This window comes from Mesorhizobium sp. M7A.F.Ca.CA.002.04.1.1 (genome assembly GCF_004022805.1).
In the GTDB taxonomy this organism is placed as follows: domain Bacteria; phylum Pseudomonadota; class Alphaproteobacteria; order Rhizobiales; family Rhizobiaceae; genus Mesorhizobium; species Mesorhizobium ciceri.
The window spans coordinates 1-11246 of the sequence record NZ_RZPL01000096.1; the positions used below are offsets into that span (position 1 = coordinate 1).

The 11246-nt window shown below is 58.0% G+C and carries 9 protein-coding genes; 6 read left to right on the forward strand and 3 right to left on the reverse strand.

The window, feature by feature from the left end:
- Positions 1-66: 66 nt before the first annotated feature.
- The 3 genes from ENZ75_RS07640 to ENZ75_RS07650 all read right to left on the reverse strand — a co-directional run bounded on the left by ENZ75_RS07640 (position 67) and on the right by ENZ75_RS07650 (position 4321).
- A complete protein-coding gene (locus ENZ75_RS07640) occupies positions 67-1908 on the reverse strand; it encodes a type I secretion system permease/ATPase (protein WP_063168212.1) in 1842 nt (613 codons plus the stop codon).
- Between the two features lie 106 nt (positions 1909-2014).
- Positions 2015-3856 carry a hypothetical protein gene (locus tag ENZ75_RS07645; RefSeq protein WP_063168211.1) on the reverse strand — a complete coding sequence of 614 codons (1842 nt, stop codon included), beginning with the start codon at positions 3854-3856 and terminating at the stop codon, positions 2015-2017.
- A gap of 9 nt (positions 3857-3865) precedes the next feature.
- Positions 3866-4321: a hypothetical protein gene (locus ENZ75_RS07650; protein ID WP_127224123.1), complete on the reverse strand. Its 456-nt coding sequence runs from the start codon at positions 4319-4321 to the stop codon at positions 3866-3868.
- A 553-nt stretch (positions 4322-4874) separates the two neighbouring features.
- On the opposite strand from ENZ75_RS07650, the gene ENZ75_RS07655 reads away from it, so the two are divergent.
- From ENZ75_RS07655 to ENZ75_RS07680, 6 genes are all read left to right on the forward strand, one after another.
- On the forward strand, positions 4875-7436 hold the full coding sequence (locus ENZ75_RS07655) for an FAD-dependent oxidoreductase (RefSeq protein ID WP_063168209.1): 2562 nt from the start codon (positions 4875-4877) through the stop codon (positions 7434-7436).
- A gap of 94 nt (positions 7437-7530) precedes the next feature.
- The gene (locus ENZ75_RS07660; RefSeq protein ID WP_063168208.1) at positions 7531-8379 is read left to right on the forward strand and encodes a DUF1194 domain-containing protein; all 849 of its coding nucleotides are present in this window, start codon (positions 7531-7533) and stop codon (positions 8377-8379) included.
- A 78-nt stretch (positions 8380-8457) separates the two neighbouring features.
- Positions 8458-8802 carry a peptidase inhibitor family I36 protein gene (locus tag ENZ75_RS07665; protein WP_024501320.1) on the forward strand — a complete coding sequence of 115 codons (345 nt, stop codon included), beginning with the start codon at positions 8458-8460 and terminating at the stop codon, positions 8800-8802.
- A 154-nt stretch (positions 8803-8956) separates the two neighbouring features.
- Entirely contained in the window at positions 8957-9907 is a 951-nt protein-coding gene (locus tag ENZ75_RS07670; protein ID WP_063168207.1) for an ABC transporter substrate-binding protein, read from the forward strand.
- A 107-nt stretch (positions 9908-10014) separates the two neighbouring features.
- On the forward strand, positions 10015-10788 hold the full coding sequence (locus ENZ75_RS07675; RefSeq protein WP_063168206.1) for an ABC transporter permease: 774 nt from the start codon (positions 10015-10017) through the stop codon (positions 10786-10788).
- The coding region (locus ENZ75_RS07680; protein ID WP_128278007.1) for an ATP-binding cassette domain-containing protein at positions 10785-11246 on the forward strand (462 nt) is incomplete at its 3' end. The genes ENZ75_RS07675 and ENZ75_RS07680, both read left to right, overlap by 4 nt.

The window sequence follows — 11246 nt, forward strand, 5'->3', positions numbered from 1 at the left end:
AAGAAAAGGCAGGAAGTGCCGCCAATGAAGAGGTGCCGCCGGATAGATCTTGAAACCAATTCGGCCTCAACGTTTGGCATCGGATCCCTCCATCAAGATTTCAGCGACCTCCGGCTTTGACTCGTTCGGATCTGCGACCATCTTGAAGGGCGCGAGCATCCTGGCCGATACAGAAAAGCCCGGATATCCAGCCATGGTAGGATTCGGAGAAGGGACCTTTGATATTTTCGAAAGAACTTCGTCGCGTGGTCCGAAGGCTTTGACCCGACCGGCCTCCATCATGAGAACGAAATCGACTGCAGCTAGCGCGCTCGGTCGATGCGCTATAACTATTGCGATCCCCTTGCGTTCCCTCACGGCCGCGATTGCCTTCACAACAGCAGCTTCGCCATCGGCGTCAAGATTCGCATTGGGTTCATCGAGCACGACGAGGAACGGATCGGCGTAGAGTGCCCTGGCAAGGCCGATCCGCTGGCGTTGCCCTGCCGAAAGGGATGATCCGGCTTCTCCAATGCGGGCTTCATATCCTTTATCAAACTGCAGGATAAGCTCATGAACGCCAGCCGCCATCGCGGCTGATACAATTGTCTCCGGCTTCGCGTCGGATTCGAAGCGGGCGATGTTCTCTGCGATCGTGCCATCGAAAAGTTCGCCCCCCTGTGGCAGGTAGCCGATGTGGCGACCGATTGCCTCCTGATCCCACTGGTCGAGTGACGCGTCGTCAATACGCACTTTGCCGCTCGCCGGGGTCCAGGCGCCAACGAGAGCGCGGGCAAGCGTCGACTTCCCCGCACCGCTAGGGCCAATAATGCCGAGCGCGCTCCCCGCGCGCATGACGAAGTTTGCTGCGAAGACCGTCGGCTTCGTCTCACCAGGGGGAACGACGGTGATGCCTGCGGCACGCAGTTCGCATTGCGGTTTGGGCAGGGCCAAGACAGTTGTCTCTTCAGGCATCATCAGCAGCAAATCCCTGAGGCGGATCCAACTCTGTCTCGCCATCAGGAACACTTTCCAACTTCCGATTGCCAATTCGACGGGCGCTAGTGCGCGGCCCATTATGATGGAACTGGCAATCATCACCCCCGGTGTGACCTGCTGCTCGATAGCGAGCCATGCACCCACTGCCAGGATTGCGGACTGGAGAACCAAACGAAGTGTTTTTGCAACGCCCCCTAGGCCGCTAACAACATCGCTGGCCCTGCGATTTGCCGCAAGGTAGTCCGAATTTGCAAGGCGCCAGCGCGCGGTCATGCGATTGCTAAGCCCCATCGCACGTATAGCTTCGGCATTGCGACGGGACGCGTCCAGCAAGGCATTGCGCACCGTGTTATGCCGGAGTGCCTCTCGAGTTGGGTTGCGGGAAGACGCATCGGTAATAACGGTAAGCGAGACCAACAAGATCGCGCCGACCATTGCTGTCATACCAAGCCAGAAATGAAGTAGAAAACACAGGCCGAGATAAAAGGGCATCCAAGGTAAATCGAAAAACGCGGTCGGACCGGGTCCGGAGAGAAAATTGCGTACATTGTCGAGATCGCGCAGCGGCTGCAATCCGTCGCTGGGCATGCGAGTTTCGAGTGGAAGGCGGACGACTGCGTCGTGAACGCGCCCGGAAAGCTGGTGATCGAACCGCTCACCGACGCGTAGAAGAACGCGGGCACGAATGATGTCAAGGCCGCATTGAAAGGCATATAGGCCGAACGCAAGCATCCCGAGGCCGACCAGTGTTGGGACGCTGTGGCTGGCAAGCACACGGTCATAAACCTGCAACATGAACAAGGGGGCAGTTAGCGCCAATACGTTTATGACGCCGCTTATCACCGCTGTTGCGAGGATTACCGCCTTGTTCGCCGCAACAAGTGACCTTTCAAATCCCCCAGAACCTATCTTCTCGGGGGATCGGGTCATGGAGATCTCGTTCCACCTACTTCAGCACAAAATCCTATGCATAGCTCAAGCATATTGCTTGTTACTGCCACTGATCCAGACCGAGGTGACTCACCCAAGACATACTTCAAGCGGCAACAAGCCATGCTGGGTCGAATCCCATATCAAACACGGTGTTCATTGCCACGCTGTGCGCGTTGTCATTTTCGTCCAAATAAGCCAACGAGAATGAATTAAAAACCTGCGATCTGCCGAAGTACCCGTTAATAACATGCGCCGACCCTGTCCATTCTGAAGACATACCAAAGTCTACCGTGTAGTCTCCATAAAGCACATCGGTACTGATGTAGTAGGCCTTGTTGGAGCTAAATGAATATGTACCAATTTCGATTGAAGTGGCTCCGTCATTGCCGCTGAGGGTATATTTTACATCCCACCAGTTCGTAACATAGTCTATCTCATACCATTGCTCACTTGCATGTATCGTTGTTGTACGCTGCGCGACCAATGTCTTCTCTAGATCCAGATCGGTGAGGCTTAATCCAGACAATAGGAAATTATTCAAGGGAGCAGAATAGTCTGAAGCGGGATCTGATGGCCAATACTTCTCTAGATTTCCAACAGCGACGTCATGCCCGCCATCGGGCGTCATGACATAGCCGACAAAAAAGTGACTCGAATCCTGGAACTCGATCGTGTCGTTCCCGCTGCCCGTATCAATCATGACCGGCAGGATTATACCCCAGCTGTTGTCTGCAACACCCGAGACTATGATGTGGTCATTTCCAGCGCCAGAAAAGACAAATCCCTGATCCGGATTGACCAAGGTTATCTCGTTGTCCTTTTCATTCCCAACAAGAATAAACTGAGAGGTGCTGTTCAAGGTGAAGCTGGTAACGTCACCCTGCAGGACAACCAGATTTCCATCCTTGTTCGCCGATGTTGCCGCATTTCCGGCTATGAAGGTGGCGCCGTTGATATTGACGATGTTATGCGGGTCGAGCCCCCAATAGTAAGGGTTCGACAGTTTGTAGGAATCCGATTGCATCCACTCGGAATTGTACCCTGCAAGAGTCAACTCGTTTGCGGTGCCGATGGTCTGGTTGATCACGTGATCGAACTCAGTCCCATGGGGAGTTGTGGGGAGATCGCTCCGGTCGAACGATATCTCCTTGTAGTCAGTGCTGGCATGCAGGATATTTGAGGTTCCTGAAACCGCCTCCTCAATCAGGAGACCATGAATGAACCTGCCAAGGAAACCAGACGCATCGGTGTCGTTAGCTGGGGCATACGGTTTTTGCTCGAACAGATATGACTGCTTGCTATCCAAGAATCCCGTATGGGTAGCGGCCCACTGGAGCAAGCTTTTGGCGAGAACATCGTCCCCGATAATAAATTTCATCTGAGATAGATTAAACACAAATGGATCCATATCCTGGAACCATTGGAGCGCATAGTTTTTCGCCGTAGCATCGCCGACTGTCAGCGGAATATTCATTCTAAAGTAGGATAGATACTGAGACAGATCCGCACTCGACGTGACCAGCCAGAAATCATAGTCGTTGAGAGCTCGAACCTCGTAGTAGGGTGTCCACCCTTCCGCCGCGCCTGAGAGCTCGGGGAAAACAGTTTGGTATGCTGCATCATGATAGTCGGAAATTTGCCGCCCCGTAAGGTTCCAATCAGTTTGTGTTGACCGAAGAGCGTAGTCACGCGTAGCGAGTTCCAGCATGAGCGCATCGCGACGTTGGTCAAAGAGTCCTGACGCGAAATCGCCATCTATTTTGTTCTTGGCATAGTTGTTAGCAACAATTCCGATTAACGAGTCGGCGTTCACGACACCATGTGCCATGCTTCCATAGTAGATGCCAGCGGCGGAAAGCGCATCGTAGTAATGAGACGCGTCACCCGTCGAGATGGTAAGCGCATATGCAGAGTTAATATCGTTTATCTGCTGTGAAGTTGGCATGATACGCTCCTATTTTTCAGAAAATGAATCAATCAGCGCCGAAAGACGTTTGTGAAACCTAGAGACGTCCTCTCGAAGATATTTACGAGGCGCCATGATCATCCAGCGCAATCCAGCCCTATCAAAGCTCATCATGCACGATGATACAGAAGAATATCCAGTGCACATAATGTACATAGGATCCGGCGCGGAAATATAGTAGATATTGTGAGAGAGATACCCCTTAGCATTATCCTTTACGCGAAACGAGGCGAATTTAATACCAGCATCGAGGTCATTTATAATTGGAAGCAGGAGGTTTTGCGGAATATGAATTTTTAGTGGGCCGCCTGGAACGGAGGCCGCCACTCCGAGTGCGTCCGAAAGCGGCAGCAGATCCTCCTCCCCCCGGATCTGGGGGTTTGGCCCGCGGCCAGCTTTCAGTTCAGGATAGCTCAGTCGTAGCGCGACTTGCTTGATATCCATGGTTGCCTTCGGATTTCGTTCCCGAAATAGATCTGAGGGGACATAGAGCGTTCCCTGCGAGTATGTCACGGCAACGCGATCGATCGACGAAGAGGTGAGCCAGAGAAAACGTTCGTCTCCAGTGTCGAGTGATGCGGATTGCGAGTGCCCGCAGGTGACCAAAGCCAAGAGGAGCGCAATTGAAAATCGACCTTTGAGCACGCGTTTTCCCGCCCAGCATGCGCTCTAATTCGTTAAGTTATTAGTATGCCATATCTCATAACGATTGCAACAATTAATATACTTACAGATTTATCTTTCATCGAAGTATATAAGTAAGATCTTTTATAATAATGCTGATCTCGATGCGTAGCTATCAGGTCGGTTTCCAGGCCGAGGACATCTGGGCCTTCGCCTGAGTTAGCCTACCGGAAAGCGAACCGCCCCAGGCGCCCGGTGTGAAGCATTCTGCCGTCTGGTCGCTCGGCTTTTTGCCAATGTCGCAAACAGGCTTCAATCGTGCTGCTGCTCCGCCCTATAGTCCGCCCGCTTTATCACTTTGGAGTCGCGGGCAATGGCAGAGTTTCCGAAAAAGGCGAGGGTCGTCATCGTCGGCCTGGGCGGTATTGTCGGCGCATCGATCGCCCATCACCTGATCGAACGCGGCTGGGATGACATTGTCGGCATCGACAAATCAGGTATCCCGACCGATATCGGCTCGACGGCGCACGCCTCCGACTTCTGCTACACCACCAGCCACGATTTCCTGTCGTGCTGGACGACGCTCTACTCCATCGATTTCTACGAGAAGATGGGTCATTACGCGCGTATCGGCGGCCTCGAGGTCGCGCGTGTCGGCGACGACAGCCGAATGGAAGAAATCAAGCGCAAGATCGCCTCGGCCAAGGCGTTTGGCACGCGCGCGCGCCTGATCGAGCCGGCCGAGATCAAGGAAAAATTTCCGCTCATCGAAGAAGCGATTGTTCAAGGTGGTCTTTGGGATCCCGATGCCGGTCTGGTCATCCCGCGTTCGCAGACGGTCGCCGGCAAGCTGGTCGACCAGGCGGAAGCGTCGGGCAAGCTCAAATCCTTCGCCAACACATCGGCCCGGTCGCTGGTCGTCAAGGACGGCCGCATATCAGGCGTGGTAACGGACCGCGGCACCATCGAGGCCGACTATGTCGTCGTCTGCGCCGGGATTTGGGGCCGGCTGATAGCGGAAATGGTCGGCGAAGACCTGCCGGTCATGCCGATCGACCATCCGCTGACCTTCTTCGGCCCCTACAACGAGTTCGCCGGCACCGGCAAGGAGATCGGCTGGCCGCTGCTGCGCGACCAGGGCAACTCGGCCTATATGCGCGACACCGGTGATCCCAAGACCGCCGAGGGCGGGCAGATCGAATGGGGTTATTACGAAGAGACCAATCCGCGCCTTTGCCACCCGCGCGACCTGCTGGAGAAGGACCAGGCGCGGCTTTCGCCGTCGCAACGCGATCTCGACATGGAACAGATCCTGGCGCCGCTCGAACGCGCCATGGAACTGACGCCGATCCTCGGCGAACTCGGCTATAATGAGAGCCATTCGTTCAATGGACTTCTCCAGGTAACCGCGGACGGCGGCCCGTCGATGGGCGAAAGCCAGAAGGTGCGGGGTCTGTGGTATGCCGTTGCCATCTGGGTCAAGGATGGTCCCGGCATGGGCAAGCTGATCGCCGACTGGATGACCGACGGCCGCACCGCAATCGATCACCATGCCATCGACTATGCACGGTTCTATCCGCACCAGACCAAGGAGCAGTTCATCTGGGACCGCTGCACCGAGACGGCGATGAAGGTCTACAATCCGGCGGTGCATCCGCGCGAGCCGTTCTCCAAGGCCCGCAATATCCGGCGCTCGCCGTTCTGGGAACGCGAGAAGGAACTCGGCGGCTATTTCATGGAACTCGGCGGCTGGGAGCGCGCCCACGGCTATGCCGCCAACGAGCATCTCCTGGAGAAATACGGCAACCGGGTGCCGGTGCGTGAGAACGAATGGGACAACCGCCATTTCTGGCGCGTCTCCAATGCCGAACATCTCGCCATGAGCGAGGATTGCGGCATCGTCAACCTGTCGCATTTCGCCATGTACGACATCGAAGGTCCAGACCATGTCGCGCTGCTGGAATGGTTGTGCGCAGCCAAGATTGGCGGCGACAACAACATCGGCAAGGGCATCTACACCCACTTCCTCGACGAGGAAGGCATGGTGCGGGCCGACTTTACCGTTATTCGCATGGCCGACCGCTGTCGTTTGATCGACGGCGCGGATGCTGGCCCGCGCGATTTCCAGTACATGCGCCGCACGGCACAGGACAAAGGTTTCGACGTCACCATCACCGACGTGACCGAGAAGTTCGTCACCATCGGCATCTGGGGACCGAACGCCCGGGCGACCTTGCAGAAGGTGGTCGAAAACCCGGACGGGCTCTCTGTTGAGAACTTCCCATTCGCGGCGATCAAGCCGGTCCGGATCGGCGGCAAGGACGTCACCGCTTTCCGCATCTCCTATGTCGGCGAGCAGGGCTGGGAACTGCATATGCGCTACGAGGACGGTCTCGCTGTGTGGGACGCGCTGCGCTCGACCGGCGTGATGCCTTTCGGCGTGGAGACCTATGCCAACACGCGCCGCATGGAAAAGAGCCTGCGCCTGCAGAACGCCGACCTTCTGACCGAGTACAATCTGCTCGAAGCGGATCTCGCTCGTCCAAAGGTCAAGGAGAACGATTTCTGCGGCAAGGCGAAGCACGTCGAATACCGCGCCCGCGAGCACCAGCCGGCCATGCTGTGCACGCTGGTGATGACCGAGAATGTCGATTCCAAAGGCGTTGCCCGCTATCCCGTCGGCACCATGCCGGTGATGGATCCGAAGACCGGCGAGACGCTGGTCGACGAACTCGGCCGGCGGTCCTTCACCACCTCGATGGCCTATGGCCCGACCATCGGCAAGAATATCGGTCTTGCCTATCTGCCGTGGGCGTACGCCCAGGAAGGCCGCAAGCTCACGATCGAGTATTTCGGTGAGACATATCCGGTCGAAGTGGCGGCTGTCGGCTACAAGCCGCTCTACGATCCGGAGAATTTGAAGCCGCGCAGCTGATTGCTAGCCGGCGCAAAGGGCATGAAGGCAAAAGCCTGGCCATCGGCCGGGCTTTTCTCTTTTTAAGCCGACGGTTTTCGCTTACCTTCGCGGCATGTCTGCTTTTGCCTGCGCAAGACATTTCCTTTCAGGCTGCGCCGCGTTCGCACTGACGCTCTGGTTGACGCCCGCGGCCCAAGCTGACGAGCCCGTCGATGTCGAGCTGGTGCTGGCCGTCGATGTCTCGCTGTCGATGTCTCCGGACGAACTCGAGATCCAGCGTCACGGCTACGCCGCGGCACTGACGCACGACAATGTGCTGCAGGCCATTGCCGATGGCGCTTATGGCAAGATCGCCGTCACCTATGTCGAATGGGCCGGCACCAACTGGCAGCGCGTCATCGTGCCGTGGACGGTGATCGCCAGCCGCACCGACGCCGAGCGGGTGGTTGCGCAACTATCCGCTCAGCCGCCCAACAGCGCGCGGCGCACCTCGATCTCCGGAGCGCTGGAGTTCGGCAATGACCTGTTCGCCGAAAGCGGCTACCAGGGCACGAAGCGGGTCATCGACATTTCGGGCGATGGCCCCAACAATCAAGGCGCGCCGGTCAACCTGACCCGCGACGATCTGATCAAGCAAGGCATCGTCATCAACGGCCTGCCGCTGATGACGCGAGGCGGTTTTTCCGGCGCCTACGAAGTCAGCAATCTCGATCGCTACTACAGCGACTGCGTCATCGGCGGACCCGGAGCCTTCATGATTCCGGTCAATGACTGGACGCAGTTTCCCGAAGCCATCCGTCGCAAGCTGGTGCTGGAACTCGCCGGCCCGGCCTCGCCGCAATGGGCGGCAGAAGAAGCCACGCATCCGCCGGTGGTATTGGCGCAGGACAAGCCCGCCACCGACTGCCTGGTCGGCGAGAAAATGTGGCGCAACCGCAGCTGGATGTTTGACAGCCGCTAGGCGACCGAAGCATTGGCAAATTGGCCGGACCGCGCTATCCAGTCGGAGGGGCCGCGGCAAAAACCGAGGAAACATCAGATGAAACGTCTAGCCATCCTGACTGCTGTCGCGTCCGTACTTTTTGCCGACGCCGCCAGCGCCCAATACAATGATGAGCCCGCCTGCATGATGTTCGAGCACGCGAATTTTCGCGGTCGGTCCATCGGTATGGGCCCCGACGATTCCGTGAACTTTCGCGGCGGCCAGTTCTGGAACGACCGTGTGTCGTCGGTGATTGTGCGCCGGGGTTGCACACTCATTGCCTATGAGGACTCCCGGATGGGTGGCCGCTCGATCGAGATCCGGCGCCGGATCCGCGATTTCGGCGGCAGCGACTGGAATGACCGTATATCGTCGGCGGAGTGCACCTGCGACGATTATTGAGGCCATTTTGGATTAGCCACGATGGATTTCTGGCGGTGGTAGCCATTGGCCGACAGCAGAGCCGGGCCTGCCGGTTGCCTCACCAAGCTGTTCATTGACAAGCCGATTGGCGTCTGTGAGACAATTCCCCAGCAAAAACAAAAGGGGAACCGACATGAACAGGATCGCCGTTCTTACCGCAACTCTGACACTTGCCGCCGGCCTGTCGGCACCGGCGATGGCTGCCACCTCGGTCACTATCGGCATCAGCGGCTGGACAGGCTTCGCGCCGCTGACGCTTGCGAAGCAGGCGGGCATCTTCGAGAAACACGGACTCGACGTGACCCTGAAAAAGGTGCCGCAAGCGAGCCGGCCGCTCGCCATCGCCAGCGGCGACCTGCAATGCGCGGCCACCACGGTGGAGACCTGGCTGGTGTGGAACGCCAGCGGCGTCACCACCAAGCAGATCTTCCAGCTCGACAAATCCTACGGCGCCGACGGCATCGTCGCCCGCAACAACATCAAGACCGTCGCCGATCTCAAGGGCAAGAACGTCGCGTCATCGGCGCCGGGCACGTCGCCCTATTTCATGCTCGCCTGGGTGCTGAACAAGAACGGCATGTCGACGAAGGACGTCACCGTCGTCAATCTGGAGCCTGATGCGGCGGCGCAAGCTTTCCTCGCCGGGCAGAACGACGCCGCCGTCACCTACGAGCCGTTCATCTCGGCGGTGCGCGACAAGTCGGACCAGGGCCATATCCTGGCGACGACGCTCGACTACCCGATGGTGCTCGACACGGTGGGCTGCACACCCGAATTCCTGAAAACCAATCCGGATGCCGCCAAGGCGCTGGCCGACAGCTATTTTGATGCACTCGACCTGATCAAGAGCGATCCGCAGAAATCCTACGAGACCATGGGTGCCGACGTGAAACAGTCGGCCAAGGAATTCGAGGATTCGGCGAAATACCTGAAATGGGCCGACCGGGCGGAGAACAAACAGTTCTTCACCAAGGAATTCCAGGACTTTTCCAAGACCGCTGGCGAACTGCTGCTGCAGATGGGACTGATCAAGGAAGCGCCCGACGTCACCACGTTGGCTGACACCAGCCCGGTTTCGAACTGATCGTTCGGCCTTTGACCATCAAGCGGCGGCGCCTGGCGCTGCCGCCTTCTCTTGGACAAAGCGCGATTTGAGCATGGGGACCATTTGAAAATGGCGACGATTTGACGATGCGCCCCTTGCATCCAGTCTCGCCGGGCATCCGAACCGTGCTCGGCATTTCCTTCTTCGTGCTTTTCGTGGCCTTCTGGGCTTGGATCACGCTAGGCGGCCACGTCAACCGCATCTTCCTCGCCGATCCGCTGTCGATGCTGCGGGATGGCTGGCGGCTTTTGGTCGAAGACCGTTTTTGGCTCGACGTTCTGATCACCATCTGGCGCGTCTTCGGCGGCTTCCTGCTTGCCTCGGTCGTCGCGGTACCGCTTGGCATCGCGATGGGCGCCTGGAAGCCGGTGGAGGCGTTTCTGGAGCCTTTTGTCTCCTTCGCCCGCTACTTGCCTGCGTCGGCATTCATCCCACTGCTCATCTTGTGGGCCGGCATCGGCGAGCTGGAAAAACTGCTGGTCATCTTCGTCGGCTCGGTGTTCCAGATCGTCCTCATCATCGCGGTCAAAGTTGGCGGCACACGACGCGATCTGGTCGAGGCCGCCTACACGCTGGGTTCCACCAACAGCGGCATCGTCAACCGGGTGATCATGCCGGCCAATGCGCCGGAGGTCGCCGAGACGCTGCGGCTGGTGCTCGGCTGGGCCTGGACCTATGTCATCGTCGCGGAACTGATCGGCTCGTCATCCGGCATCGGCTACATGATCATCAACAGTCAGTCGCGGCTGGCGACGGGTCAGATCATCTTCGGCATCATCGTCATCGGACTGATCGGGCTGTTGTCCGACTTCGCCTTCAAGGCCTTCAACCGCTGGCTCTTTCCGTGGAGCCTGGCGTGAACAAGCTTCTCATCGAGGGCGTTTCGCGCACCTTTGCCGGCGTGCGCGGCGGTCAGCCGGTCAAGGCGCTGATGCCGATCGACCTGGCGGTCGCCGCCAACGACTTCATCACTATTCTGGGGCCGTCCGGCTGCGGGAAGTCGACACTGCTCAGGATTGTCGCGGGCCTGGAAGCATCGAGCGAGGGCCGTGTGCTGCTCGACGGCAAGGCGGTGACCCGGCCGGGGCCGGATCGCGGCATGGTCTTTCAGTCCTACACGCTGTTTCCCTGGCTGACTGTGGCGCAGAACATCGCTTTCGGCTTGCGCGAACGCGGAATGCCCGAAAAGGAGCGGGACGGGGTCGTCGCTTCCTACGTCAATCTCGTCGGCCTGAAAGGGTTCGAGAACCATTGGCCGAAGCAGCTCTCCGGCGGCATGCAGCAGCGCACGGCGATCGCCCGGGCGCTGGCTAACGAT